We start from the raw sequence: 26,727 nt of genomic DNA, 5'->3' as shown, positions 1-26,727 counted from the left end.
GTCACCCATGACCGCCGCACTCTCGGCGCACGAGCTGATCGCCCGGCACCGGTCCACCCTCGACCAGGCGCTGGAAGCGATCCGCACCCGCGCCTACTGGTCCCCGCACCCCGAGCACCCCAAGGCCTACGGGGAGAACGGCAGCCTGGACGCGGCCGCGGGCAAGGCCGCCTTCGACGCCCTGCTCGGCTCCCGCCTCGACCTCGGCCAGCCGGGCACGGACGACTGGGTGGGCGGTGAGACCTCCCCGTACGGCGTCGACCTGGGCGTGACGTACCCGCACGCGGACCTCGACGTGCTGCTGCCCGCCATGAAGGCCGGACAGCGGGCCTGGCGGGACGCGGGCGCGGAGCAGCGCGCGGTGGTCTGCCTGGAGATCCTGGGGCGCATCAGCGACCGGACGCACGAGTTCGCGCACGCGGTCATGCACACCTCCGGCCAGGCGTTCATGATGGCGTTCCAGGCGGGCGGCCCGCACGCGCAGGACCGCGGCCTGGAGGCGGTGGCCTACGCGTACGTGGAGCAGGTGCGCACGCCGGACAACGCCGAGTGGACCAAGCCGCAGGGCAAGCGCGACCCGCTGGCCATGAACAAGCAGTTCACACCGGTCCCGCGCGGCATCGCCCTGATGATCGGCTGCAACACCTTCCCGACGTGGAACGGCTACCCGGGCCTGTTCGCCTCCCTCGCCACCGGCAACGCGGTCCTGGTCAAGCCCCACCCGCGCGCGGTGCTGCCGCTCGCCCTCACCGTGCAGGTCGCCCGCGAGGTGCTCGCCGAGGCCGGCTTCGACCCGAACCTGGTCGCCCTGGCCGCCGAACGCCCCGGCGAGGGCATCGCCAAGACCCTCGCGCTGCGCCCCGAGATCCGCATCATCGACTACACGGGCTCGACCGAGTTCGGCGACTGGCTGGAGGCCAACGCCCGCCAGGCCCAGGTCTACACGGAGAAGGCCGGCGTCAACACCGTCGTCGTCCACTCCACGTCCGACTACAAGGGCATGCTCTCCAACCTGGCCTTCTCGCTCTCCCTGTACAGCGGCCAGATGTGCACGACCCCGCAGAACCTGCTCGTCCCCCGCGAGGGCATCTCCACCGAGCAGGGCCCCAAGTCCTACGACGAGGTCGTCGCGGACCTCGCCAAGTCCGTCGACGGGCTGCTCGGCGACGACGCCCGCGCGAACGCGCTGCTCGGCGCGATCGTCAACCCGGACGTGAAGGCCCGCCTGGAGGCCGCCTCCGGGCTGGGCGAGGTCGCCCTGGCCTCCCGTGAGATCACCAACCCGGACTTCCCGGGGGCCGTCGTCCGCACGCCGGTGATCGTCAAGCTGGACGGGGCCAAGCCGGACGACGAGGCCGCGTACATGAGCGAGTGCTTCGGGCCGGTGTCCTTCGCCGTCGCCGTCGACTCCGCCGAGGACGCCGCGGAGCTGCTGCGGCGGACCGTCCGCGAGAAGGGCGCGATGACCGTCGGGGCGTACACGACCGACCCCGAGGTCGAACAGGCCGTGCAGGAGGTCTGCCTGGAGGAGGCGGCGCAGCTGTCGCTGAACCTCACGGGTGGGGTGTATGTGAACCAGACGGCCGCGTTCTCCGACTTTCACGGGTCGGGTGGCAATCCGGCGGCCAGTGCGGCGCTGTGTGACGGGGCGTTCGTGGCCAACCGGTTCCGGGTGGTCGAGGTGCGGCGGGACGCCTAGGAGTTCGGGGCGTGCGGTGTGCGGTGATCGCGCGAGTGCGGGTCGTCCGTGGCTGTTCGCGCAGTTCCCCGCGCCCCTTCAGGGGCGTTCCCAGAGGGACGCGGGCGCTCCGAGGCTCCAGTGGTACAGCGTCATCGCCACGCTCGTCGCCAGGTTGTAGCTGCTGACCTGGGGGCGCATCGGCAGGGACAGCAAGTGGTCCGCGCGGGCGCGGAGTTCCGTCGACAGGCCCGTGCGTTCCGAGCCGAACGCGAGGACGGCGTCGTCCGGGAGCTTGATGCCCCGGATGTCGTCGCCCTCCGGGTCGAGGGCGAACAGCGGGCCGGCCGGCAGATCGGGGACCTCCAGCCGCTCCACCGCCGTCGCGAAGTGCAGGCCCGCCCCGCCGCGCACGACCGTGGGATGCCAGGGGTCGACCGTCCCGGTCGTCACCACACCGGTCGCGCCGAAGCCTGCAGCCAGGCGGATCACCGCGCCCGTGTTGCCCAGGTTGCGCGGGTTGTCGAGGACCACGACCGGGGTGGTGCGGGGCGTGCGCGCCAGCCGCGCGAGGTGGGACTCGCGGGAGGGGCGCACGGCGAGCGCGGCCACGGCAGTGGGGTGCGGACGCGGCACGAACGACGCGTACGTCTCGTACGAGACCTCCGTGAGCAGCGCGCCCAGCGCGTCCCGTACGTCCGGGGCCAGCTCGTCGGCGAGGGCGAGGGCGGCCGCCCGGTCGGCGGTGACCGCCACCGGCACCTCGGCGCCGAACCGCACCGCGTGCTTGAGGGCGTGGAAGCCGTCGAGCAGGACGGTGCTGCCGGCGAGCCGGTGCCAGGCGGTCACGGGGTCGGTCATGCCCCGAAGCCTACGGCGTGGTCTCGGGGCTCTCGTGCGCACGCTGCCCGGGGACCGGCGCCCGGCCGCCCCGGCGCGGCAGCCGGTCACGCGCGCGTGCCGCCCGGTCGCCCAGGCGGCGCAGGAAGCCCGTCGGCAGGAACACCGCGTCCGCCGCGATCATCGCCAGCGAGAAGAACGGCAGACCGAGGACCACGGCGATCACGGCGTGCTCGGTCATCATGACCGCCAGCAGGACGTTCTTCACCCGCCGGTTGAACAGCGTGAACGGGAAGGCGACCTGCACCAGGACCGTCCCGTAGGTCACCAGCATCACCATCGTGCCGCTGGCGGACAGCAGGTCCGCGAGCCCCGGCCAGGGCGAGAAGCACTCCAGGTGGAGCGGGTAGTAGACCGCGGTGCCGTCCTGCCAGCGGGAGCCCTGGATCTTGTACCAACCCGCTGTCGCGTAGATCAGGCACGCCTCCGCCATGATCACGAGCAGCGCGCCGTTGTGCACGATGTTCGCGACGACGTCCAGCATGATCCGCGGCTCGCGGGTCCGGGCCCGGCGCCCGACCAGCCACCACACGCCCAGCACTACCCACACCGTCCACAGCAGCGCCGGTATCAGCCCGTCGCCCTGCATCCGGCCGGCCAGGGTCACCGCGACCAGCACCAGCCCGAGCACGCCCCACAGCACCGGTCCGGTCCGGTCCGTGACCCGCTCGCCCCGCGCGCGGACCGCCCGCTCCCGCGCGGCCCGCCCGGCGTCCAGCGACCACACCTGGGCGCACCGCGTGAACACCAGGTAGATCGACATCAGGTGCAGCACGTTGTCGCCGCCGTCACCCATGAAGACGCTGCGGTTCTGCAGCGACAGCACACCGACCATGAACAGCACCGACATGGTGCGGGTGCGCCAGCCCAGCATCAGCAGGGCGCTGGAGAGGACCGCGAGCGCGTAGACGATCTCGAACCAGACCCGGCCGTCCGACCACATCAGGACGGTGAAGGAGCCGTTGGACCCGACCAGCTGCTGGGCGAGATCGAAGCTCCAGGGGCCGTCGGGACCGTACAGCTCGTGCCGGTGGGGGAGTTCGCGGAGCAGGAACAGCAGCCAGGTGGCGCTGAAGCCGATGCGGACGACGGCCGTCTGGTAGGGGCCCAGGGCGGCCTCGGTGACGCGGGCTATGGCGCCCGAGACGGCCAGCGAGAGGCGGTTCACCGCATCCCTCCCTCGGCCTCGTCCTGCGGCACCCTCCACCACGGCAGCTCCCGGTAGGACGGTGTCATGGAGACCTTCTCCCGGCTCCACTCGGGCGGCGGCACATTGCTGGTGCGGGAGCGCACCTGCACCCGTTCGATGACGCCGGCGCCCCCGGTCGCGGCCCGCACCGCGTCGTCGTCGTGCAGGCGCAGCACCATGATCCGGCGCAGATACGACTCCGAGAGCGCTCCGCGCAGGCCCACCGGGCGGTTCTCGCCGTCGTGCGTGGCGACGTAGAAGTCCCAGGCCCGGCGCAGCTCGTTCTGCTGCGTGTGGCTGGGCAGCAGGTTGCCGTCGATGGCCCGGCCGTCCTCGGCGGACAGGTCGTACCAGCCGGTGACCGACGTCATGCCGTCCGGCCCGCGGACCCCGGCGCGGACCTGGATCGAGATGTTCTGCTGGAGCGGGTTCGGCGCGAAGAGCTTCCAGTTCTGCTCGAACTCCGGATAGATCCAGTCGTCGACGGCGTCGCCGTGCGCCCTGGTGACCGTGTTCGCCGGCGCGACGTGCAGGAACGTCATCCCGAGGTGCACACACACCCCGATGGCCACGACCGCCAGCGCCAGGGCGACACCGACCTGGTAGCGGAGGGAGAGCGCGGCGATGCCGGTACGAGGTTCACCGGGCCGGTCCACCGGCACGTCCTGCCGCGTGGGCGGGGTCGGACGGCTCGGCGCGTCAGGACCGTGCCGGGCGTTCGAGCCCTCGTCGTACGCGTCCATTCCGCCCCGTTCCACGATCCCGGTCCGTCGTTTCCGTCCGCCCGGCCGGCCGCGAGGGCGTCGCACCGCCCGCACGGCACTGCGCACGGCCTCGGCACGGGCACGGTACTCAGCGGACCCACCCGCGCACAGCCCCTGGCCACCCCTCCCACCGTGGCCATCGCCACACCGGGGAGGCCGACGGTACGGCGAGTGACACCCTACGGCGCCCGCCCGTACACCCATTCCCTTCTTCTATAACCTGTTCTATCTTGACGCCCCGTCAGCTCAACGGGATCGCCGGAAGGACAGGCACCGTGGACTTCACCTTCACCGAGGAGCAGCAGGCGGCGGCCGAGGCGGCGAAGGGCGTGTTCGCCGGGGTCGCCCCCGACGCCGTGCCCAGCCCGGCCCTCACCCCCGGCGCCGTCGCCGAGACGTACGACCGCGCCCTGTGGGCCCGGCTCGCCGACGCCGACCTGCTGAGCCTGCTGCTCGACGCGCGGTACGGCGGGGCCGGCCTGGACGCCATCGCGCTCTGCCTGGTGCTGCGGGAGTCGGCACAGGTACTGGCCAGGGTCCCCCTGCTGGAGAGCAGCGCGGCAGCCGCGGCCGTCCAGGCCTACGGCGGCGAGGAGGCGAAGGCGGACCTGCTCGCCCGGGCCGGCCGGGGCGAGACCGTCCTGACCGTCGCCGCGCACGGCCGCACCGGCCACGACCCGGCCGAACAGTCCGTGACAGCCCGGCAGGACGGCGCGACCTGGGTACTGGACGGCGTGCAGACGGCGGTGCCGTGGGCCTACGACGCGGACGTCACGCTCGTCCCCGCGCACACCGGGACCGGCCGGACCGTGCTGGCGCTGGTGCCTCGCGGGCACGAGGGGACCCACCTCGCCGAGCAGTTCTCCACCAGCGGCGAGCGGCTCGGTGAGCTGCGCCTGGCGTCCGCACGGCTCGCGGCCCGCGACGTGATCGACACCGACGGGGCGTGGGAGTGGCTGCGGGATCTGCTGGCCACCGGGACGTGTGCGCTGGCGCTCGGGCTCGGGGAGCGCGTGCTGCGGATGACCGGGGAGTACACGGGCAAGCGGGAGCAGTTCGGGTTCCCGATCGCGACCTTCCAGGCCGTCGCCGTGCAGGCCGCCGACCGCTACATCGACCTGCGCGCGATGGAGGCCACGCTGTGGCAGGCCGCCTGGCGGATCACCTCCGGGGCCCCGGGCCCGCTGCCCGCCGCCGGTGACGTGGCCGTCGCCAAGATCTGGGCGGCGGAGGGCGTCCGCCGGGTCGTGCAGACCGCGCAGCATCTGCACGGCGGGTTCGGCGCCGACGTGGACTATCCCCTGCACCGCTACCACGCCTGGGCCAAGCACCTGGAACTCTCACTCGGCCCGGCCGCGGCACACGAGGAGGCCCTGGGCGACCTCCTGGCTGCCCACCCACCGGCCTGACCCACGGCACGGGGCCGTGGGGATGCCCCTACGGCCGGGCGACGACGGGAAGGGTCGGACAGGCTCTAGAGGTGCACTAGAGGTGCACTAGAGGTGCTCTAGAGGTGCTCTAGAGGACGAACCCCTGCTGCCCGTCGTCCGTCACGACGGGACGGCCCGCCGCCTCCCACACCTGCATGCCGCCGTCGACGTTCACGGCGTCGACGCCCTGCTGGGCCAGGTACATCGTGACCTGGGCGGACCGGCCGCCCGAACGGCAGATCACATGGACCCGGCCGTCCTGCGGGGCGGCCTCGGTCAGCTCGCCGTACCGGGCGACGAACTCGCTGATCGGGATGTGCAGCGCCCCTGCGGCGTGGCCGGCCTTCCACTCGTCGTCCTCCCGGACGTCCAGCAGGAAGTCACCGTCCTTGAGGTCCGCGACCGCGACCGTGGGCACACCAGCTCCAAAACTCATGCGTCCGACGCTACCGGAACCGGCCGCCACGCCGACCGGGGCACGGCTCAGCCCTGGCCCCGGCCCTGTCCTTCTCCGCCGTCGAGCAACGCGGCAAGCTCCGTCTCCCTCTCGGCGACCTGGGTGCGCAGGCCCTGCCCGATCTCGTCCAGGAGCCGGTCCGGGTCGTCCGGGGCCAGCTGGAGCATGTGGCCGATGGCACTGTCCTCCAGCTCCCTGGCCAGCAGCCCGAGCAGCTCCTTGCGCTGGGCGAGCCACTCCAGGCGGGCGTAGAGCTCCTCGGCGCGGCTGGGGCCCCGCTTCAGCTCGGGTCCCTCGGCCCACTCCGCGGCGAGCTCGCGCAGCTCAGCCTCGTCGCCCCGGGCGTAGGCGGCGTTGACCCGCGTGATGAACTCCTCGCGCCGCGCGCGCTCCTTCTCCTCCTGCGCCAGGTCCGGGTGGGCCTTGCGGGCGAGGTCGCGGTAGAGCTTGCGGGCCTCCTCGCTGGGGCGGACCCGCTGCGGGGGCCGGACCGGCTGGTCCGTGAGCATCGCCGTGGCCTCGGGGAACAGACCGCTGCCGTCCATCCAGCCGTGCAGCAGTTCCTCGACACCGGGGATGGGGGCGAGCCGCGCTCTGGCCTCCTCCGCCCGCTGCCGGTCCGCGGGGTCGCCGCTGCGGGCGGCTCTGGCCTCCAGGATCCGGGCGTCCAGCTCCTCGAGCCGGGCGTACAGCGGTCCGAGCTTCTGTTCGTGCAGCCGGGAGAAGTTCTCGACCTCGACGCGGAAGGTCTCCACCGCGATCTCGTACTCGATCAACGCCTGCTCGGCGGCCCGCACGGCCCGCTCCAGCCGGGCCTCGGGCCGTGCGGCGTCGCCACCATCCTGCTCAGCTTCCGGGGTCGTCACCCGACCAGCCTAGGCGACGCACCGGCCGGACCCGGCCCCGGAGGAGAACAGACCCGGGGTGGCACACCGACCGCTGCCGGCGCCCCGGACGGGACGGCCCGCCCCCCACCCCCTACACCCCCATCTCCGCCGCGACCTTCCCCGCCCGCACCCCCGCCAGCAGCTCCGTGTGATCCGCCTCGGTCCGGTCCGCGTAGGCCACGGCGAAGGACGCCATCGCCTCGTCCAGCTCCTCGTTCTTCCCGCAGTACCCGGCGATGAGCCGCGGATCGGCGCTGTGCGCGTGCGCACGCGCCAGGAGGGCACCGGTCATGCGCCCGTAGTCGTCCAGCTGGTCGGTGGCCAGCGCGGCCGGATCGACGCTGCCCTTGCGGTTGCGGAACTGACGGACCTGGAAGGGCAACCCGTCCACCGTCGTCCAGCCCAGCAGGTTGTCGCTCACGACCTGCATCCGCTTCTGGCCCAGCACGACCCGCCGCCCCTCATGGCCGGCCTCCGGCGTCTCGAAACCGGCCGTCGCCAGATGCGGAACCAGCGCCGACGCCCGCGCCTCCTTGACCTGAAGCACCAGCGGCTCGCCCCGGTGGTCCAGAAGCAGCACGACGTAGGACCGGGTGCCGACACTGCCCGTGCCGACGACGCGGAAGGCGACGTCGTGCACCGCGTGCCGGGCGAGGAGCGGAAGGCGGTCCTCCTGGAGGGTGCCGACGTACTCCTCCAGAGACGCGGCCACGGCCGCGGCCTGGGCGTTCGGGACGCGCCGCAGCACCGGTGGCGCGTCCACGAACCGGCGTCCGCCGTCCTGCGTGGCCTCGGTCGACTTGGCCGCGAAGCGGCCGCTGGTGTTGTGCCGGGCCTTCTCGGAGACCCGCTCCAGCGTGCCGAGCAGATCATGGGCGTCGGTGTGGGAGACGAGCTCCTCGTCCGCGATGGCGTTCCACGCGTCCAGCACCGGGAGCCTGGCCAGCAGCCGCATGGTCCTGCGGTAGGCGCCGGCCGCGTCGTAGGCCGCCTTGCGGCACTGGTCCTCGTCCGCTCCGGCCACCCGGCCCGCGAGCACCAGGGACGCCGCGAGTCGTTTGAGGTCCCATTCCCAGGGGCCGGGCACCGTCTCGTCGAAGTCGTTCAGGTCGATGACCAGGCCGCCGCGCGCGTCGCCGTACAGGCCGAAATTGGCCGCGTGGGCGTCGCCGCAGAGCTGCGCCCGGATTCTGGTCATGGGCGTGCGCGCGAGGTCGTACGCCATGAGTCCCGCCGAGCCGCGCAGGAACGCGAAGGGGGTGGCGGCCATGCGGCCGACGCGGATCGGGGTCAGCTCGGGCAGCCGCCCACGGCCCGACTCCTCGACGGCGCTCACCGCGTCGGGCCGGGACGGGTCCAGGTCGAGCGAGGCGTGCGAGCTGCGCGGGATCTGCTTGCGGAGGGCCTTGCCCTCGTCCTTGGGCGACCCGGCGGCCGGCCACTCGGCGAAGCCACGCACCCGCGGCAGCCTGCGCGGCGCCCCGGCCCTCGGCGCCGTCCCGCTCTCGTCCCGATCTCCGGTGCTGGTCATCCCGACCGCCTCCCCCGCGCGCGCACGAACATCAACTCGTGCCGACCGTACAACCGGTGGCCGAAACGCGTCAGACCCTGTGGACAACTCCACCGCTGTGGACACCCACGCCGGGCCGTACGGCAGTGGCTACGCCCCAGAGGACACGGGGGCCTGAGCGGGTACGGAGGCCTGCGTCGGCACGGCCGCGTCCTCACCCGTCAGGACCTGTGCCAGCACCCGCTCGGCCCTCTCCACCGAGATGTCGAGCCGGGCCAGCACCGCCGGCACGGTGATACTGGGCAGGAAGTGCTCGAACAGCACGACGACACGGCGCTCCAGATCCTGCCGCTGGCAGCGCAGCTGGGACAGCAGCTGCACCCCGGAGAAGCTGCCGACCAGCAGCTCCGCGGTCTCCGCCACGTCGACGTGCTGGAGCAGCTCGCCCCGCGCCTTCGCCTCGGTCAGCATCTGCGTGTTCTGGTCGATCCACATCCGGAAGGCCGGGGTGCGGTCGAGGTCCATGGCCCCCTGGTCGAGGGCGAGCCCCACACTGGCCCGCACCAGCGGTTCGGACCGCAGCCGACGGGCCATCACCAGGCCGGAGTCGACGAGTTCCTGGAGCTTGCTGGACTGTGCCGGGAGCGTGATCGCGAGCTGCTCCTCGAACACCCCCACCGCCAGCTCTTCCTTGGAGCCGAAGTGGAAGTACAGCGCGCCCTTGGTGACGCCGGCCCGGTCCAGGATCTCGCCGATGGTCGCCGAGGTGTAGCCGCGTTCGTCGAAGACGGCCGCCGCCGCCTCCAGAATGGTCCGCCGGGTGCGGATCGCGCGCTCCTGTCGCGCCATCGGATGCCTCCTGATCTCCGTCGATCCCTGTGAAGTCGCTGTGTGGCGAGGGCGCGAGAGCCTTTTCCGGGGGCTTGGCTCACCCTTTGAAAAAAACCGGCTCGTCCGTATCTTAGTCAAGCGTCGACCGCGGCCAGGCAGCCGATCCGGGGGTTCTCATGTTGCAGACAGGGCCTTTGAGCGCACTCACGGAGGATCAGACCGGACGCGAGGGCCGCCCGGCAAACGGAAGCGCTACGACCGTCGAGAACCCGCCACAGACCACCGCCCCCCGGGGGACCACCCCACCGCGCCCCGCCGCAGTGGCCCCGACCGCCACCGCCGCAGCACCCGCACCAACGGACACGGCCACGGCCACGGACGCGGACACGAACACGAACACGAGCACGGCCATCGAGGCACCGTCGGCACCGGCCCCCGCCGGCCGGGACGAAACACCCGCACCCCCGGCCACCACCGCCGCCGCACACCCCCTGGCATCGGCCGAAGTCGTCCAGGAACCCGCGCCGTCCTCCCCCGTCACGAAACGCTCCGCCCCCCACTCCCACACCGCCGCCGTCGTCACCAAGGAACTCGCCCATCGCACCACTGAGACGGACGTCTTCCCCACCCGGTGGACCCGAATCTCCGACCACCGCTTCCGCTTCACCGCGCACTGGCCGGCCGCCCACCCCTTCTTCGGCCCCGTGGACGACCGCCACCAGGACCCGATGGTCGTAGGCGAAACGTTGCGGCAGGCCTCGATGGTGCTGGCGCACGCCGAGTTCGGTGCCCCCGCCGACACGCACTTCGTCATGTGGGACATGGCGGTCCGCGTCGACCCGGCCGCGCTGCTGCTGGCGGACGCCACCGAGCCGGTCGAGTTCGACGTCGTGTGCTCCGAGGTCCGCCGCCGCGGCCGCGGGCTGCACAGCATGCGGACCACGATGGAGTTCCGCCGCGCGGGACGGCTCGTCGCCCGCGGCACCGGAAGCACCGGCTGCACCTCACCGCGCGCCTACCGGCGCCTGCGGGCGGACCGGTTGGACGCCATGGACCGGCCGGTTCCCCTCCTGGGGGGCATAGCGCCGCCCACCGCGGGCCGGGCCCGCGCCGAGGATGTCGTCCTCGCTCCCGGCGACCGCCCCGGCGTCTGGAACCTGCGCGTCGACACCGGCCATCCGGTCCTCTTCCCGCGGCCCAACGACCACGTCCCCGGCATGGTCCTGTTCGAGGCGGCCCGCCAGGCCGCGACCGCCGCGTCCGGCCTGCACCCCTTCCTGCCGAGCAGGATGACGGCCGACTTCACCCGGTACGCCGAACTGCACAGCCCCTGCCGCATCGAGACCGAGGTGCTCGCCGAAGGATCCGGGGAGGCGACCGTACGGGTGTCGGGGCGACAGGACGGCGAGCCCGTCTTCACCGCCACCCTGACCTCCGCCACACGCACGCCGGTACGGTCCCCGTCGTGACGCTCAAGATCCTGATCACGGGCGCGAGCGGCTTCGTCGGCAGCCGGGTCGCGGCCACGGCGCAGCGGCAACCGGACGTCCACGTACGCCTGTTGTCCCGGCACGCACCGCAGGGGCCCGAGTACGTGCAGGGCGACCTGTGCGCCCCGCCCTCCCTGCGCGGCGTCTGCGCCGACACCGACGTCCTGGTGCACTGCGCCACGCAGGTCGGCGGCGACGCCGAAACCGTCGAGGCGGTCAACGACCACGGCACCCGGGCCCTGGTCGAGGAGGCCGTACGCGCCGGGGTGCGCCGGATCGTGTACGTCAGTACCGCCGCCGTGCACGGCCGGGGCCCCTTCCGCGGCGTACGCCCCGGGCAGGCCCCGATCGCGCCCGCGTCACCCACCAGCCGCACCCGGGCCGCCGCCGAACGGTACGTCGTCGACGCGGGCGGCCTGGTGCTGCGCCCGCATCTCGTGTACGGCGAGGGCGACCGCTGGGTGATCCCCGGCCTGGTGCGGCTGATGGACGAGCTGTCGGCCACCCTGACCGGCTGCGCGGCGCTCCAGTCGATGATCGACGTCGACACCCTGGGCCGTGCGGTGGTGGCCGCCGCGCTCTCCCCGGCGCCCGGCGGTGGCGTGCACCACGTGAACCACCCCGAGCCGGTGGTGGTCGCGGACCTGCTGGCTGCCGTGGCCCGGGAACTGGGGGCGCCCGGCGGCGGTGCGGCCGTGGACGTCGCCACCGCCCTCGACCGGGCCGCCGGGTCACCCCTCGCCCTTCACCACCTCGGCATGCTCACGGTCGACCACTGGTTCGTGGACGACACGTTCTGGAAGGCCTTCGACTGCTCGCCCGGCGAGGGGTTCGCGGCCGGGTTCATCCGCGCGGCGCCCTGGTACCGCGCGTTCCTCCAGGGCCGGAAGGTCTCCTGATCACTCCGGCCGCACCTCCGCCGCCGGCTCCTTAGGGCACGGGCCGGGGACCGGACCGTGCAACAGCACCGGCAGCTCCTCGTGGCCGGTGGAGATGATGGACCGCAGCCGCTTCGGCGGATGCGACGGATCGGCCAGGGCCAGCCGCGGGAAGCGCGCGAACAACGACCTGAGGGCCACGGTTGCCTCGGCCATGGCCAGGGGCCGGCCCAGACAGTGGTGCACGCCGTGGCCGAACGACACGTGGTCTCGGCTGGTGCCGCGGGTGATGTCGAAGCGGTCGGCGTCGGGCCCGTGCCGCTCGGGGTCGCGCCCGGCACCGGCGAAGGAGACCACGAGCGGGTCGCCCTCGGGGATGGTCAGGCCCGGCTCGATCTCGATGTCCTGCACGGCGTAGCGCAGACCCGACATGGCACCCGGCGCCTCGAAGCGCAGCGACTCCTCCAGTGCGTCCTCCCAGGTGGCCCGACCGGAGCGGACGAGGCCGAGCTGGTCGGGGTGGGCCAGCAGGCTGTGCACGGTGTTGTCGATGAGGTTGACGGTCGTCTCGAAACCGGCCGTGAGCAGCAGGATCAGGTTGTCCATCAACTCCTGTTCGCTGAGGCTTCCTTCGTCGCGCGCGGCGATGAGCGCCGTCGTCAGGTCGTCGGCCGGGTGCTCGCGTTTGTGCTGGAGGAACGCGGTCAGCGTGCCGTAGAGGTCGACGGCGTTGGCCTGGGCGTCCTCCAGGGAGATGGCGGTGTCGAAGAACCGGTTGATGATGCGGTGGAGATCCGCGCGGGGGCCGTCCTCGCCGGGCGGTACGCCGAAGAGCTCGCACACCACCTCGTGCGGGATCGGCGCCGCGAACACAGCCCGCAGGTCGACGACTTCGCCCTCCGGGACGCGCTCCAGCGCGTCCAGCGCCCGGTCGACGATCTCCTGGACGCGCGGCATGAGCGCGTCGACGCGGCGCTTGGTGAACGCGGCGGCCATCGGCTTGCGCAGCCGGCTGTGGTCGGAACCGTAGGCGGTGACCATGTTGCGCACCGAGACCCAGATGGCGAGCGGCCAGGTACGGGAGATGTCCCCGTTGATCCAGGCCGGCCAGTGCCGGAAGGCGTCCTTGCTCGTCTCGGGCCCGGCCAGGAGCCGCTTGTTCAGTTCCAGGCCGGTGATCCACCACGCCCGTACGCCGCCGGGGAGTTCGACCTCCACGGCCGGGCCCCGGGCACGGATCCGGGCTATCTCGCCGTAGAGGTCCTGACCGGACGGGGCGATCGACAGGAAGGGGCAGGCCTGCTGTTCTGCCATGACTCATCACTCCTCGGTCCAGGGGCTGGGGACCATCGTGCGATCAGCGGGCCGGAAAAACTTGGCAACCGGTTTGTTTTGGCCATGGCTTCACCTGTGGTCGGCCAGGGGCACGTCACCACGGCAGCGCGAGCCCCGATCACCGCAGCGCGAGCCCCACCCGGCACGCTTCCGCCCGAAGCCCCGGATCAGCCGGCGCCCCACTCCCCGCGGATCCGCTCCCGGCGGGTCCGCTCCCCGCAGGTCCGCTCCCCGCAGGTCCGCTCCCCGCAGGTCCGCCTTCCGCCGACCCACTCCCCTCCGACCTGCCTTCCGCCGCCCCACTCCCCGCCGATTCGCCCCTCTCCGGGCCACTCCCCGCCGATTCGGCCCCCTCCGGTCCGCTCCCCGCCGGATCCAGCACCCCCACCAGCCCCGGTGCCGCCACGCACGGCAGCAGCAGCTGCCACAGGTCGGTCAGCGAGGGGCGGGCGAGCCAGCCCTGGTCCTCCCGGGCCAGCACCTCGATGCCGGTCGTGGCCGCGAGGACGACGGCGCAGGTGCGCTTCGGCGTGACACCGGCAGCGAGTTCGCCCCGGCGCTCCGCCTCGGCCAGCAGCCCGTGCACACACTCCCGCCATTCCCGGCGCAGGTCCCGCGCCCGCCCGGCGCCTGCCTCGGCGTTCAGCCGCAGCCCGGCCCGCACCACCACGTCGGCGCACAACAGCCGGGCGACGTGGTGAGTGACGTCCACGAGGCGTTGCAGGGTGTGCCCGTCGCCGTCCCGGCCGCGCTCCGCGGTCTCGCACAGGGCGTCCGCGGCCGCGTGCTCGACGGCCTCGGCGACGGCGGCCTTGTTGGCGAAGTGGAAGTGCAGCGCACCGGAGCTGACGCCGGCCCCCGCGCTGATCTGAGCCAGGCCGGCCCGGACGTACCCCCGGTCCTCGAACTGTTCGGCAGCAGACCGGATCAGCGCGAGACGGGTCCGGACGGCCCTGTCCTGTTTGGTCACCCGCGGCTCCCCTGCAGGGCTCTGATGGCGACGCAATGAAACCAACTCGCTGGTTTTTGCACAACGTGCCCACACCGCAGGAACTTTGGGCCCGCCCCTAGCCCCGCAGATACGCCAGCACGGCCAGCACCCGGCGGTGGGTGGCGCCGGCCGGCGGCAGGTCCAACTTGGTGAGGATGCCGGAGACGTGCTTGCCCACGGCCGCCTCGGAGACCACCAGTTCACGGGCGATCGCGCTGTTGGACCGGCCCTCCGCGATCAGCGCCAGCACCTCCCGCTCGCGCGGGGTGAGCCGCTCCAGCGGATCGCGGCGACGGCGCAGCAACTGCCGTACGACCTCGGGGTCGACGACCGTGCCGCCGTCCGCGACCTCGCCGAGCGCCTCGACAAACTCCTCGACCTGGCCGACGCGGTCCTTGAGCAGATAGCCGACGCCCGTGCCGTCGCCGGAGTCCAGCAGCTCGGCGGCATACCGGCGCTGCACGTACTGGCTGAGGACCAGCACGGGCAGCGTGGGCCGCTCCTGGCGCAGGCGTACGGCCGCGTGCAGGCCCTCGTCCTGGAAGCCGGGCGGCATCCGCACATCCGTCACGACCACGTCCGGCTCGTGCTCCCCGACGGCCACGACGAGTGCCTCGGCGTCCCCCACGGCCGCCACGACCTGGTGCCCGCAGCGCTCCAGCAGTCCGACGAGCCCGTCCCGCAGCAGCACGCTGTCCTCCGCCAGGACGACACGCAGCGGCCGCTCAACTCGCAGGGTCACAAGGGATCTCCACACGCAGCAGGGTCGGTCCGCCGGGCGGACTGGACAGGGAGAGTCTGCCATCGAGCACCGACACCCGGTCGGCGAGACCGGTCAGCCCGCTGCCGTCCCCGGCCCGCGCCCCACCGCGCCCGTCGTCGCGTATGCGCAGCAGCAACCGCCCGTCGCGGTGACCGCCGCTCACCTCGGCCCGGCTCGCCCCGCTGTGCCGGCCGACGTTGGCGAGCGCCTCGCACACCACGAAGTAGGCGGCGGCCTCGACCGCCGGGGAGAGCCGCCCGGGCAGCTCCAGGTCGACGTCCACGGGCACGGCCGAACGGTCGGCCGCGTCGGCGACGGCCGCTTCGAGCCCGAAGTCGGCGAGGACCTTGGGGTGAATGCCGTGGATGAGCTCGCGCAGCTCCGCGAGAGCCGTGCCCGCTTCCTGGTGCGCCTTGGCGAGCTGGTCGGCGAGCGGGCCGGGCGGGGCGTCGAGGCGCGCCAGCCCGAGCGTCATCGTCAGGGCGACGAGCCGCTGCTGCGCCCCGTCGTGCAGATCGCGCTCGATCCGCCGCCGCTCCGCCTCGAAGGCGTCCACCAACCGCACCCTGGAGCGGGCCAGTTCGACCACGCGGGCTCCCAGGTCGGCCTCCCGCGGCGCGATCAGCAGCCGGGTCAGCCCGGCCCGGGCCCCGGCCACGACGCCCAGCAGCCAGGCGCCCACCGCGAGCAGGACCAGTCCGAGGGCGGCGCATCCCACAGCAGTGGGCCAGGTGGTGACCAGCCACACCTTGAGGACCTTCGCCTCACCGAGGACGGCCAGAAGCAACGGAGTCGCCGCCACGGAGAGCGGGCCCAGCAGGAAGACGGCGAACGCGAGGGCGTCGACCGGCCACAACAGCACCGCGAACAGCAGGGCGTGGCCCAGCTCCCGCCAGGTGGCCCGCTCCCGCAACCGCGTCGACAGCCAGGCCCGCAGCCCCGGCTCCCGGGGCGCCTCGTGCGGGTCGGGCGCCGGCTCCGCGTCGACCAGCCGCAGCCGGTACCGCTCGAGGGCCGCCACCGGAACGCCCGCCAGGGCCGTCCCGAGCAGCAACGGCAGCCCCACCAGCGCGAGTGCGAGCACCCCGCCGACCGCCGCCGAGAGCACGATCCCCACCAGCACGACCACACCGACGAGCGCGCCGGTGAACAGGTAGGCGGCCGACCGCCACGGCCACGCCGACAGCAGATATCCGGGGCGGGACATGGCCTGCCACACGTTCCGAGGGTGCATGGGGATCACCGTAGAAGCCGCTCCGGACGACGACCATGGGGCCGGACCGAGGCCTTGGGGTATGCCTGGCCCTACCCCAGGTCTAGGCCCTGCCGCACTGCGTCGGCCCCTCCCCGCGCGGTTTCGTGGAGATCGACACCGACACCAGGGGGAACCCATGACACACGACGCCGTCCGGCTGGACTCGGTCACCAGGAGATACGGATCCCTGACCGCACTCGACGGGGTCTCCCTGTCGTTCCCCGCCGGGACCTTCACCGCCGTCATGGGCCCATCCGGCTCCGGCAAGTCCACGCTGCTCCAGTGCGCGGCCGGGCTGGACCGGCCCACCTCCGGGTCGGTCACCGTGGCCGGCACCGAACTCACCGGGCTCAGCGAACGGCGGCTGACCCTGCTGCGGCGCGAGCGCGTCGGGTTCGTCTTCCAGGCGTTCAACCTGCTGCCCTCGCTGACCGCCGAGCAGAACGTGGCCCTGCCCCTGCGCCTGGCCGGCCGCCGCGTCCCCGCATCCCGGGTGCGCCAGGCGCTCGGACAGGTCCATCTCGCCGACCGGGCCCGGCACCGGCCTGCCCAGCTCTCCGGCGGCCAGCAGCAACGCGTCGCCCTGGCCCGCGCGCTGATCACCCGGCCCGACGTGCTGTTCGGCGACGAGCCGACCGGCGCCCTGGACACCCGTACCGGCCGCGAGGTGCTCGGCCTGCTGCGGGACATGGTCGACCGCGAGGGCCAGACGGTCGTCATGGTCACGCACGACCCGGTGGCCGCCGCGTACGCCGACCGTGTGATCTTCCTCGTCGACGGCCGCGTGAGCGGGGAGTTGACGGGCGCCGACGCCGACGCCATCGCCCTCCGCATGACCCACCTGGAGGCCGTGCCGTGCTGAGCGTCACCCTGCGCACCCTGCGCACCCGCTGGACCACCTTCACCGGCAGCTTCGTCGCACTCTCGCTGGGCGTGGCGCTGCTCACCGTGATGGGCCTGGCCCTGGCCTCGACGGCCGGCGCCCCGGAGCGCGGTCCCGAACGCTTCGCCGCCGCGCCGGTCGTGGTCAAGGGACAGGACACCCTGCGCGTGCCGACCCCGATCGGCATCCGGGAGTCCCGGCTCGCGCACCCGCGTCCCGTACCGGCCACGACCGTCGCGCGGCTGCGGACGCTGGGCACGGTCGTCGAGGACCGCTCGTTTCCCGTCCGGGCAAAGGGCGCCCCCGCCGACCTGGTGGGCCACCCCTGGTCCACCGCCGCGTTCGCCCCGTACGACCTCGCCTCCGGCCGGGCACCCCGCACGGCCGGCGAGGTCACCGTCACCGGCGACTGGGCACGCCCGGGCCGGCGCATCCGCACCGATGCGGGCACCGTACGCGTCGTCGGCACGCTGACCTCCCGCGGCTTCGAGAACGCCGTGCTCTTCACGGACACCCGCGCCGCACAACTGCACCCGTCCTCCACACAGTCGGTCGTGCAGGCCGACCCGGCGTCCGTACGCGCGGCGGTGGGCGACAGCGCCCAGGTGCTCACCGGCACGGCACGCCGCCTCGCCGACGCCGACCCGGGCCGCGACCGTGAGGCGCTCACCGCGATGAACGCCCTGTTCGGCACCGCCGGCGGCGTCACCGCCTTCGTGTCCGTCTTCGTCGTGGCGTCGACCTTCGCCTTCGCGGTCGCCCAGCGCCGCAGGGAGTTCGCCCTGCTGCGCACCGCCGGGGCGAGTCCGGCCCAGCTCCGCCGGGCCGTCCTCGCCGAGGCCCTCGCCGTCGGCGTCCTCGCCTCGGTGGCCGGTTGCGCGCTGGGCTCCTACGGGGCGCCGCTGCTGGCGGCCCGGGTCGTCGAGGAGGGCCTCGCCCCGGCCTGGTTCACCATCGGCGAGCATGCGTGGCCCTACCACGCGGCCTTCTGGACGGGCCTGCTCGTCGCCCTGGGCGGAGCCACCGCGGCCTCCTGGCGGGCCGGCCGTACCGCCCCCACCGAGGCTTTGCGCGAGGCGGCGGCGGACAGCGGCCCGCTGACCCGGGGACGCCTGCTCTGCGGCACGGTCCTCCTGCTCGCGGCCGCCGTGACCCTGGCCCTGTCCCTCGCCGGCGACCCGTCCGATCTGCTCCACCGCAAGACGTACATCAGCCGCCCGATGCTGCTGATCACCGCGGCCGCCCTGCTCGCGCCCGTGGTGCTGCGGCCCCTGACCCGCCTGCTGGCCTGCCTCCCCTCGGCCGTGGGCATGCTGGTCCGCGCGAACACGGCCACCGGAGCACGCCGCACCGCCGCCCTCGCGGCCCCCGTCCTCGTCACGGTCGCGCTCGCCGGTTCCCTCCTCGGCGCCACCGCGACGCTGAACCACGCGAAGTCGACCGAGACGAGCGAGCGCACCACCGCCGCCTTCGTCGTCACCCCGGCCGCCGGGCGGGGCTTCGACGCCGCCACCCTGAGCAGGCTGCGTGCCGTACCGGGCGCGCGGATCTCAGCGACGTCGTCGACGGCCGTCACCGTCCTGGAGGACGGTGTGGCGCTGATCCGTTCCGAGGCCCGCGCCGCGACCCCCGCCGGCCTGGCGGCCACCAGCCGCCTGCCGATCGGCGCGGGCAGGACGAGCGACCTCGACGACGAGTCGATCATCGTCAACGAGGAGTGGCAACGGCACCGGGTGGGCGACCGGGTCCGGGTATGGCTCGGCGACGGAACACCCCGCACCCTCCGCGTCGCCGCGGTGATGCCCACCGGCACGGGCGGCAACGGCGTCTACGTCACCCCGCGCAACGCCCCGGGCGCCACGGTCGACCGCGTGGACGTGGCGCTCGAGGAGGGTGCCGCCCCCGGCACCGTGGCCGCCGCCCTGCGTGAGGCGGCCGGTGCGGGAGGCGGCCGGGTCCTCACCCGGGATGCGTGGATCGACGCCACCCAGCCGGAAACCAACCGCACCACCCGTCTCGGCGTCTTCCTGGTCCTCGGCATCGCTCTGCTCTACACGGGCATCTCCGTGGCCAACACCACGGTCATGGCGGCCTCCGACCGGGTCCGCGACCTGGCCGTGCTGCGGCTGACCGGAGCCACCCGCCGGCAGGTGCTGCGGCTGACCGCGGCCGAGGCCCTGACGGCCACCGCGGCCGGTGCGCTCCTGGGCGTGCTGGTCACGGGCCTCAACCTGGCCGGCATGTGGGGCGCCCTCGGCCTGCTGTCGGTGCAGCCCACCGTCACCCTGCCGTGGCAGGCGCTCGGCACGACGGCGACAGCCTGCGCCCTGCTGGCCGTGGTCTGCGCGACCGTCCCCGCCGCCCTGGCCCTGCGCCGCCGCCCGGCGGACCTGGCGGGGATGCGCCAATAGCCCACCCCGCCGACGGACAAGGGCCCCGACTTCTTCGGCGTCCTCGCCGCGATCAACGCCTGGGGCGACCGCCGGACGGCCGGCGACGAGGGCGCCCCGGTCGTCCTGCACCACCGGCCCTGCGCCCACGACACCGAGGCCCGGCTCATCCGCTCCGCCTGCGGCGAGCCCCTGCACCAGCGGGACATGAACGCCCGCACCGGCCCCGGCTCCCCGCACCGCCTCCTCGACGAGCCGGTCGGGCGGGAACGCTTCGCCCCGGGGCGGACACCGGGCGGGGGACGGCCGGGCCGAGCAGGCCTGAGAGCTTCCTCACACGACCGGAACCCCGGACCCACGCGAGACAACCGTCACATCCGCAAACACGAAGAACGGGCGGCATCTGATCGATGCCGCCCGTTCTCGACGGTGCGCGAGGGGGGAGTTGAACCCCCACGCCCTTGCGGGCACTGGAACCTGAATCCAGCGCGTCTGCCTATTCCGCCACCCGCGCATTGGGTGTGTCCTGGGCGTCTGCCCCTTGGGGCGGGCGCCTTCCGACACCCAGAACATTAGCACGCTGGAAGGGGTGGGTTCACATCCCTTATCCCCGCAGGCAGACCCCCTGCCGAACCTTCGATGTCCCTGCCACGTATCAACGCGTACCGGTTCACGTATCAACCTCGTACCGGTACCCGCCGTCTCCGCAGGAGGGGTCGGGGTCCACAGTCAGGTGCGGGACACTGGTCTTCAGCCGCCTCTACGATCCTTGTCAGGCATACCGGAGGCGGATACGCGCAGCAGTAGCACCGGAGGAGTTCGAAGAAGAGCTCCACAGGGAACTTCGTCATGCGTCGACACCCGTCGGCGGGGCTGACAGGGGGAACCAGCCGATCGAGCGGCGCGTGGATACGATCAGTAAGCAGTACCAGCCAAGCGGCCCGCTGGGCAGTACACAGGACGGCAGCTACGGAGGAGGTGCCTCATGGGAGTCCTGAAGAAGTTCGAGCAGCGTCTCGAAGGTCTGGTCAACGGCACCTTCGCCAAGGTGTTCAAGTCCGAGGTCCAGCCCGTGGAGATCGCCGGAGCGCTCCAGCGCGAGTGCGACAACAACGCCACGATCTGGAACCGCGACCGGACGGTCGTACCCAACGACTTCATCGTCGAACTGAGCACGCCCGACTTCGAGCGGCTCAGCCCCTACTCCGGCCAGCTCGGCGACGAGCTCGCCGGCATGGTGCGCGACTACGCCAAGCAGCAGCGCTACACCTTCATGGGCCCGATCAAGGTGCACCTGGAGAAGGCGGACGACCTCGACACCGGCCTGTACCGGGTGCGCAGCCGAACGCTCGCCTCCTCCAGCAGCCAGCAGGGCGGCCCGGGAGGCGGCGGCGCCGCACCCGCCGCCCCGCAGGGCGGACGCCCCGGTGGCTACGGCTACCCGCCGTCCGCGGCGCCCTCCGGCGCCCCGCCCATGCCGGCCTCACCGCCACCCGGCGGCCGCCCCGGCGGCTACGGCTACCCACCCGCCGCGAGCGGCCAGCGGCCCCCGGCCGCCCCGGCCGCCGGCGGACGCACCCGCCACTGGATCGAGATCAACGGCACCCGCCACCAGATCTCCCGCGCCACGCTCGTACTGGGCCGCAGCACCGACGCCGACGTGCGGATCGACGACCCCGGCGTCTCCCGCCGGCACTGCGAGATCCGGACCGGAACGCCCTCGACGATCCAGGATCTCGGATCCACCAACGGCATCGTGGTGGACGGGCAGCACACCACCCGCGCTACGCTCCGCGACGGCTCGCGGATCGTCGTGGGCAGCACCACCATCATTTACCGGCAAGCCGAAGGGTGAAGCGGGGGCAATGTCAGAGCTGACCCTCACGGTCATGCGGCTGGGTTTCCTGGCCGTACTGTGGCTGTTCGTGATCGTGGCCGTGCAGGTCATCCGCAGCGACCTTTTCGGTACGCGTGTCACCCAGCGCGGTTCGCGCCGCGAGGCGGGACGCCAGCAGCAGCAGGCCGCCGCCCGCCAGGCACCGCCGCAGCAGCGCCAGCAGCCCGCCGGCGGTCGCCGGGGCCGCAACGCCCCCACCAAGCTGGTCGTGACCGAAGGCACCCTCACCGGCACCACGGTCGCGCTCCAGGGCCAGACCATCACCCTGGGCCGGGCGCACGACTCGACGATCGTGCTGGACGACGACTACGCCTCCAGCCGCCATGCCAGGATCTACCCGGACCGCGACGGCCAGTGGATCGTCGAGGACCTCGGCTCCACCAACGGCACATACCTGGACCGGTCCCGGCTGACGACTCCCACACCGATTGCACCGGGCGCGCCGATCCGCATCGGCAAGACCGTCATCGAGCTGCGGAAGTAGTGCTACATCATGGATAGGCGCGAGCGGAGCGAGCACGCAGTGGCGGGCCCCACCCCGGCCCCCCGCGCGCTCCCGACCGGAGGGTGGGCAGTGTGGCTCGACACGACCGGCTGTACCCGGAGCCGACAGGCGAGGTGCGCATGAGTCTGTCACTGCGCTTCGCGGCCGGATCGCACAAGGGCATGATCCGGGAGGGCAACGAGGACTCCGGATACGCCGGCCCGCGCCTGCTCGCCATCGCCGACGGCATGGGCGGCGCGGCGGCCGGTGAGGTCGCCTCCTCAGAAGCCATCTCCACCATCGTCGCCCTCGACGACGACGTCCCCGGCTCCGACATCCTCACCTCGCTCGGCACCGCGGTCCAGCGCGCCAACGACCAGCTGCGCTCCATGGTCGAGGACGACCCCCAGCTGGAGGGCATGGGGACGACCCTGACCGCCCTGCTGTGGACGGGCCAGCGCCTCGGCCTGGTCCACGTCGGCGACTCGCGCGCCTACCTGCTCCGCGACGGCGTCCTCACCCAGATCACCCAGGACCACACCTGGGTGCAGCGCCTGGTCGACGAGGGCCGTATCACCGAGGAGGAGGCGACCACGCACCCGCAGCGCTCGCTGCTGATGCGCGCCCTCGGGTCCGGCGACCACGTCGAGCCGGACCTGTCCATCCGCGAGGTCCGCGCCGGCGACCGCTACCTGATCTGCTCCGACGGCCTGTCCGGCGTGGTGTCCCACCAGACCCTCGAGGACACCCTCGCCAGCTACCAGGGCCCCCAGGAGACCGTCCAGAACCTGATCGAGCTGGCCCTGCGCGGCGGCGGCCCGGACAACATCACGGTCATCATCGCCGACGTCCTCGACCTCGACACCGGCGACACCCTCGCGGGGCAGCTGTCCGACACCCCCGTCGTGGTCGGCGCCGTCGCCGAGAACCAGCACCAGCTGCACGACAACGGCATCATGCAGACCCCCGCGGGCCGCGCCTCCGGGCTCGGCCGCCACGGCCGCGGCGGCGGAGGCGGCGAGTTCGGCCCGCCCGGCTCCGGCGACACCACCGGCTACATCCCCGCGGCCGGCTTCGACTACGGCGACGACGACTTCACCAAGCCCCGCCGCAGGAAGGGCAGCTGGCTGAAGAGATCCCTCTACGCCGCCCTCGCGCTGGCCGTCGTCGGCGGCGGACTCTACGGCGGATACCGCTGGACGCAGACGCAGTACTACGTCGGCACCGAGGACGAGCACGTCGCGCTGTACCGGGGCATCAGCCAGGACCTGGCCTGGGTCTCACTCTCGGACGTCGAGAAGGACCACCCCGAGATCGAACTCAAGTACCTGCCGCCCTACCAGCAGAAGCTGGTCGAGGCGACCATCCCCGAGGGCGGACTCAAGAACGCCCAGGCGAAGATCCAGGAACTGTCGGTGCAGGCCTCCGCGTGCAAGAAGGAGGCGCAGCGGCGCGACGCCGAGAGCAAGAACAACTCCAAGACCGGCGAAGGCGAGGCCGGGGGCACCACGGGAACCACTCCCGCCTCCTTCACGTCCAAGGCCACACCGACGCCGAACCCGTCCAGCCCGTCGGGCTCACCGTCGGCCCCGGAGAAGTCCACGCCCCCGACCACGACCGCACCCACCCCCAGCCCCGGCCCCAGCCTCTCGGAGGAAGAGCAGAAGGTCGTCTCGCTGTGCGGTAAGCAGTAGCCGTGAGAGGCCCTGTCACACGATGAGCGGTACGAATACGTCGCACTCGCCGACGCACCACACGTCCACGATCGGCGCCATCGGCGCGCCGAGCCGGCGCAACACCGAGCTCGCGCTGCTGGTGTTCGCCGTCGTCATCCCGGTGTTCGCCTACGCCAACGTCGGCCTGGCCCTCCACGACTCGGTGCCGCCGGGCCTGCTGAGCTACGGGCTCGGGCTCGGACTGCTCGCGGGCGTCGGCCATCTCGCCGTACGGAAGTTCGCGCCGTACGCCGACCCGCTGATGCTGCCGCTGGCGACCCTGCTCAACGGGCTCGGACTGGTCATCATCTGGCGCCTGGACCAGTCGGAGAAGCTGCAGGCGAGCAAGCAGTTCGTCGAGGCGGCTCCCCGGCAGCTGCTGTACTCCGCGATGGGCGTCGCCCTGCTGGTCGTCGTGCTGATCTTCCTGAAGGACCACCGCGTCCTGCAGCGCTACACATACATCTCGATGGCCGGTGCGCTGTTCCTGCTGATCCTGCCGCTCGTGCCCGGACTGGGCGCGAACATCTACGGCGCCAAGATCTGGATCAAGATCCCCGGCCTCGGCACGCTCCAGCCCGGCGAGTTCGCGAAGATCGTCCTCGCGGTGTTCTTCGCCGGCTACCTCATGGTCAAGAGAGACGCCCTGGCCCTGGCCAGCCGCCGCTTCATGGGCCTGTACCTGCCGCGCGGCCGCGACCTCGGTCCGATCCTCGTGGTCTGGGCGATCTCGATCCTCATCCTGGTCTTCGAGACCGACCTCGGTACATCCCTGCTGTTCTTCGGGATGTTCATCATCATGCTGTACGTCGCCACCGAGCGGACCAGCTGGATCGTCTTCGGTCTGCTGATGTCCGCGGTCGGCGCCGTCGGCGTGGCGAGCTTCGAGCCGCACATCCAGACGCGTGTGCAGGCCTGGCTCGACCCGGCGCGCGAGTTCGCGCTCTCCCGCGCCGGAGTCCAGGACGGCGTCGTCCACTCCGAGCAGGCCATGCAGGCCCTGTGGGCCTTCGGCTCCGGCGGCACGCTCGGCACCGGCCTCGGGCAGGGCAACTCCGACCTCATCGGCTTCGCCGCCAACTCCGACTTCATCCTCGCCACCTTCGGCGAGGAGCTGGGCCTGGCCGGCGTCATGGCGATCATGCTGCTCTACGGTCTGATCGTCGAGCGCGGTGTGCGCACCGCCCTCGCGGCCCGCGACCCGTTCGGCAAGCTGCTCGCCATCGGCCTGTCCGGCGCCTTCGCCCTCCAGGTCTTCGTCGTGGCCGGCGGTGTGATGGGCCTCATCCCGCTGACCGGTATGACACTGCCGTTCGTGGCGTACGGCGGTTCCTCCGTGATCGCCAACTGGGCGCTGATCGGCATCCTGCTGAGGATCAGCGACACGGCCCGCCGCCCGGCCCCCGCTCCCGCCGCCAACCCCGACGCCGAGATGACCCAGGTGGTCCGCCCGTCATGAACAAGCCCCTGCGCCGGATCGCGATCTTCTGCGGCCTGCTCGTCCTGGCCCTGCTGATCCGTGACAACTGGATCCAGTACGTCCAGGCCGACGAGCTCAGGACCGACAAGAACAACCGCCGCGTCATCATCGAGCGCTACGCCTCCCCCCGCGGCGACATCATCGTCGACGGGAAGCCGATCACCGGTTCCGCCGAGACGCCGGGCAGCGACTTCAAGTTCAAGCGCACCTACAAGGACGGCGCCATGTGGGCGCCCGTCACCGGCTACGCCTCGCAGGCCTTCGGCGCCAGCCAGATCGAGAACATCGAGGACGGCATCCTCACCGGCAACGACGACCGGCTGTTCTTCCGCAACACGCTCGACATGCTCACGGGCAAGAAGCAGCAGGGCGGCAACGTCGTCACGACGCTGAACGCCGCCGCCCAGAAGGCCGCGTACAACGGCCTGAAGAGGCAGGGCGGCAAGGGCGCCGTCGCGGCGCTCGACCCGTCGACCGGCAAGATCCTGGCGCTCGCCTCCTACCCGTCCTACGACCCCTCGTCCTTCGCGGGCAACTCCACGTCGAAGGACGGCGGGGCCTGGTCGAAGCTGCAGAAGAAGAACAACCCGAACGACCCGATGCTCAACCGGGCGCTGCGCGAGACCTACCCGCCCGGCTCCACCTTCAAGGTGGTCACCGCGGCCGCGGCGCTGGAGGACGGCAAGTACACGAGTGCCGACGCCAAGACGGACTCGCCGGACCCGTGGACCATGACGGGTACCAACACCGAGCTGCCCAACGAGGGCAACATCCCCTGCAAGAACGCGACGCTGCGGGTCGCCCTCCAGTACTCCTGCAACACCGTCTTCGGCAAGATCGGCGCCGACCTCGGCAACGACAAGATGCTGGACATGGCCAAGAAGTTCGGCTTCGACGAGGAGCACTTCACGCCGGTCCGCGCCAACGCCTCGGTCTTCTCCGACGACATGAACCCCTCGCAGACCGCGCTGTCCTCGATCGGTCAGTTCAACACCGCCGCGACCCCGCTGCAGATGGCCATGGTCGCCTCGGCGGTCGCCAACGACGGCAAGCTGATGAAGCCCTACATGGTGGACGAGCTCCAGTCGCCCGGCGTCGACCCGATCGCGAAGACCGACCCCGAGGAGCTGAGCCAGCCGCTGTCGCCGGAGAACGCCCAGATCCTGCAGTCGATGATGGAGACGGTCGTCGACAAGGGCACCGGCTCGAACGCGAAGATCGACGGCGTCAAGGTGGGCGGCAAGACCGGTACCGCCCAGCACGGCGTCGACAACAGCGAGAACCCCTACGCGTGGTTCATCTCCTACGCCAAGGGCGACGACGGCAGCTCGCCGGTCGCCGTGGCGGTCGTCGTCGAGGACGACAACGCCGTCCGTGACGACATCTCCGGTGGCGGCCTCGCGGCCCCGATCGCGAGGAACGTGATGGAGGCGGTCATCAACAGCAAGAAGTGACCCCGCTCACGCCTGCTTCACATCGGTGCACGTTGCGATACCGGTCCTGTATCGGCTGACGGGCTT

General features: G+C 72.5%; 22 protein-coding genes, 1 tRNA gene and 1 pseudogene. 11 read left to right on the top strand and 13 right to left on the bottom strand.

Annotated elements, in window-relative coordinates; genetic code table 11:
• Positions 1-7: 7 nt before the first annotated feature.
• Positions 8-1,699 (top strand): phenylacetic acid degradation protein PaaN, encoded by a 1,692-nt coding sequence (paaN, locus tag FDO69_RS08795; protein ID WP_104779165.1) that lies wholly within the window; start codon positions 8-10, stop codon positions 1,697-1,699.
• Between the two features lie 78 nt (positions 1,700-1,777).
• Here paaN and FDO69_RS08790 read toward each other — a convergent pair whose 3' ends face one another.
• The 3 genes from FDO69_RS08790 to FDO69_RS08780 are packed head-to-tail and all read right to left on the bottom strand — an operon-like array spanning position 1,778 to position 4,510.
• Positions 1,778-2,539 (bottom strand): TrmH family RNA methyltransferase, encoded by a 762-nt coding sequence (locus FDO69_RS08790; protein WP_104779164.1) that lies wholly within the window; start codon positions 2,537-2,539, stop codon positions 1,778-1,780.
• Positions 2,540-2,549: 10 nt separating this feature from the next.
• Entirely contained in the window at positions 2,550-3,746 is a 1,197-nt protein-coding gene (locus FDO69_RS08785; protein WP_104779163.1) for an HTTM domain-containing protein, read from the bottom strand.
• Positions 3,743-4,510, bottom strand: coding sequence for a DUF5819 family protein (locus tag FDO69_RS08780; RefSeq protein WP_104779162.1), 768 nt, complete (start codon positions 4,508-4,510; stop codon positions 3,743-3,745). Before FDO69_RS08780 ends, FDO69_RS08785 begins: the two co-directional genes overlap by 4 nt.
• Before the next feature lie 296 nt (positions 4,511-4,806).
• On the opposite strand from FDO69_RS08780, the gene FDO69_RS08775 reads away from it, so the two are divergent.
• Positions 4,807-5,940 carry an acyl-CoA dehydrogenase family protein gene (locus FDO69_RS08775; protein ID WP_104779161.1) on the top strand — a complete coding sequence of 378 codons (1,134 nt, stop codon included), beginning with the start codon at positions 4,807-4,809 and terminating at the stop codon, positions 5,938-5,940.
• 109 nt (positions 5,941-6,049) lie between these two features.
• On the opposite strand, the gene FDO69_RS08770 is transcribed toward FDO69_RS08775, so the two are convergent.
• The 4 genes from FDO69_RS08770 to FDO69_RS08755 form a co-directional block, all read right to left on the bottom strand.
• Complete coding sequence (locus FDO69_RS08770) at positions 6,050-6,379, bottom strand: rhodanese-like domain-containing protein (RefSeq protein WP_053670196.1); 330 nt, start codon at positions 6,377-6,379, stop codon at positions 6,050-6,052.
• A gap of 65 nt (positions 6,380-6,444) precedes the next feature.
• Positions 6,445-7,284, bottom strand: coding sequence for a hypothetical protein (locus FDO69_RS08765; RefSeq protein ID WP_104779160.1), 840 nt, complete (start codon positions 7,282-7,284; stop codon positions 6,445-6,447).
• A gap of 112 nt (positions 7,285-7,396) precedes the next feature.
• A complete protein-coding gene (locus FDO69_RS08760) occupies positions 7,397-8,836 on the bottom strand; it encodes a DUF2252 domain-containing protein (RefSeq protein ID WP_104779159.1) in 1,440 nt (479 codons plus the stop codon).
• 129 nt (positions 8,837-8,965) lie between these two features.
• Entirely contained in the window at positions 8,966-9,664 is a 699-nt protein-coding gene (locus tag FDO69_RS08755) for a ScbR family autoregulator-binding transcription factor (protein WP_104779158.1), read from the bottom strand.
• Positions 9,665-9,966: 302 nt separating this feature from the next.
• Here FDO69_RS08755 and FDO69_RS08750 point away from each other — a divergent pair, with 302 nt between their 5' ends.
• The gene (locus FDO69_RS08750; RefSeq protein WP_234387878.1) at positions 9,967-11,115 is read left to right on the top strand and encodes a ScbA/BarX family gamma-butyrolactone biosynthesis protein; all 1,149 of its coding nucleotides are present in this window, start codon (positions 9,967-9,969) and stop codon (positions 11,113-11,115) included.
• On the top strand, positions 11,112-12,035 hold the full coding sequence (locus tag FDO69_RS08745; RefSeq protein WP_104779157.1) for an NAD-dependent epimerase/dehydratase family protein: 924 nt from the start codon (positions 11,112-11,114) through the stop codon (positions 12,033-12,035). The genes FDO69_RS08750 and FDO69_RS08745 overlap by 4 nt, the downstream gene beginning before the upstream one ends.
• Here FDO69_RS08745 and FDO69_RS08740 read toward each other — a convergent pair whose 3' ends face one another.
• The 5 genes and pseudogenes from FDO69_RS08740 to FDO69_RS08720 form a co-directional block, all read right to left on the bottom strand.
• Positions 12,036-13,328 (bottom strand): cytochrome P450 family protein, encoded by a 1,293-nt coding sequence (locus tag FDO69_RS08740; protein WP_167526547.1) that lies wholly within the window; start codon positions 13,326-13,328, stop codon positions 12,036-12,038.
• 90 nt (positions 13,329-13,418) lie between these two features.
• Complete coding sequence (locus FDO69_RS43000) at positions 13,419-13,622, bottom strand: pentapeptide repeat-containing protein (protein ID WP_420878495.1); 204 nt, start codon at positions 13,620-13,622, stop codon at positions 13,419-13,421.
• A gap of 187 nt (positions 13,623-13,809) precedes the next feature.
• Positions 13,810-14,319, bottom strand: a pseudogene (locus tag FDO69_RS42995) (ScbR family autoregulator-binding transcription factor); the annotation flags it as partial.
• Between the two features lie 97 nt (positions 14,320-14,416).
• Positions 14,417-15,076: a response regulator gene (locus FDO69_RS08725; protein ID WP_167526553.1), complete on the bottom strand. Its 660-nt coding sequence runs from the start codon at positions 15,074-15,076 to the stop codon at positions 14,417-14,419.
• On the bottom strand, positions 15,066-16,337 hold the full coding sequence (locus tag FDO69_RS08720; RefSeq protein WP_234387877.1) for a sensor histidine kinase: 1,272 nt from the start codon (positions 16,335-16,337) through the stop codon (positions 15,066-15,068). Before FDO69_RS08720 ends, FDO69_RS08725 begins: the two co-directional genes overlap by 11 nt.
• A gap of 157 nt (positions 16,338-16,494) precedes the next feature.
• Between FDO69_RS08720 and FDO69_RS08715 the strand changes: the two genes are divergently transcribed.
• Both FDO69_RS08715 and FDO69_RS08710 read left to right on the top strand, forming a co-directional pair.
• Entirely contained in the window at positions 16,495-17,220 is a 726-nt protein-coding gene (locus FDO69_RS08715) for an ABC transporter ATP-binding protein (protein ID WP_104779156.1), read from the top strand.
• Positions 17,214-19,652, top strand: coding sequence for an ABC transporter permease (locus FDO69_RS08710; protein ID WP_104779155.1), 2,439 nt, complete (start codon positions 17,214-17,216; stop codon positions 19,650-19,652). Before FDO69_RS08715 ends, FDO69_RS08710 begins: the two co-directional genes overlap by 7 nt.
• A 409-nt stretch (positions 19,653-20,061) precedes the next feature.
• Here FDO69_RS08710 and FDO69_RS08705 read toward each other — a convergent pair.
• Positions 20,062-20,145 (bottom strand) — tRNA-Leu (locus FDO69_RS08705).
• A 471-nt stretch (positions 20,146-20,616) separates the two neighbouring features.
• Between FDO69_RS08705 and FDO69_RS08700 the strand changes: the two genes are divergently transcribed.
• From FDO69_RS08700 to FDO69_RS08680, 5 genes are all read left to right on the top strand, one after another.
• Positions 20,617-21,486, top strand: a complete 870-nt coding sequence (locus FDO69_RS08700) for an FhaA domain-containing protein (RefSeq protein WP_104779154.1) — start codon at positions 20,617-20,619, stop codon at positions 21,484-21,486.
• 10 nt (positions 21,487-21,496) lie between these two features.
• Positions 21,497-22,012 (top strand): FHA domain-containing protein FhaB/FipA, encoded by a 516-nt coding sequence (locus FDO69_RS08695; RefSeq protein ID WP_104779153.1) that lies wholly within the window; start codon positions 21,497-21,499, stop codon positions 22,010-22,012.
• 140 nt (positions 22,013-22,152) lie between these two features.
• Positions 22,153-23,706 carry a Stp1/IreP family PP2C-type Ser/Thr phosphatase gene (locus FDO69_RS08690; RefSeq protein ID WP_104779283.1) on the top strand — a complete coding sequence of 518 codons (1,554 nt, stop codon included), beginning with the start codon at positions 22,153-22,155 and terminating at the stop codon, positions 23,704-23,706.
• Between the two features lie 22 nt (positions 23,707-23,728).
• Complete coding sequence (locus FDO69_RS08685) at positions 23,729-25,186, top strand: FtsW/RodA/SpoVE family cell cycle protein (protein ID WP_104779152.1); 1,458 nt, start codon at positions 23,729-23,731, stop codon at positions 25,184-25,186.
• Positions 25,183-26,661 (top strand): peptidoglycan D,D-transpeptidase FtsI family protein, encoded by a 1,479-nt coding sequence (locus FDO69_RS08680; protein ID WP_104779151.1) that lies wholly within the window; start codon positions 25,183-25,185, stop codon positions 26,659-26,661. The genes FDO69_RS08685 and FDO69_RS08680 overlap by 4 nt, the downstream gene beginning before the upstream one ends.
• The last annotated feature ends 66 nt before the right edge of the window (positions 26,662-26,727 follow it).

The sequence above is a fragment of the Streptomyces tibetensis genome, from assembly GCF_007655005.1.
Lineage (GTDB): Bacteria > Actinomycetota > Actinomycetes > Streptomycetales > Streptomycetaceae > Streptomyces > Streptomyces tibetensis.
The sequence above is the reverse complement of the archived record's forward strand: the minus strand, read 5'-3'. Positions and strand labels throughout refer to the sequence as shown.